At 63.9% G+C, this 202-nt stretch carries 1 protein-coding gene; it reads left to right on the top strand.

Features of this window, described 5'->3' with window-relative positions:
- Positions 1-202, top strand: a 202-nt coding sequence (locus IH26_RS55270) for a cbb3-type cytochrome c oxidase subunit I (RefSeq protein ID WP_034218372.1), incomplete at both ends; no start/stop codon positions are given.

Raw genomic sequence — 202 nt, 5'->3', positions numbered from 1 at the left:
GCATCTGTTCTGGTTCTTCGGCCATCCCGAGGTGTACATCGTGGCGTTGCCGTTCTTCGGCATCATCACCGAGGTCATCCCGGTGTTCAGCCGCAAGCCGGTGTTCGGCTACAAGGGCCTGGTCGCCGCCACGCTGCTGATCGCGGCGCTGTCGATGTCGGTGTGGGCGCACCACATGTTCGTCACCGGCCAGGTGCTGCTG

Source organism: Actinoplanes subtropicus (assembly GCF_000721705.1).
GTDB lineage: Bacteria > Actinomycetota > Actinomycetes > Mycobacteriales > Micromonosporaceae > Actinoplanes > Actinoplanes subtropicus.
This window is presented reverse-complemented; position numbering and strand designations above follow the sequence as displayed.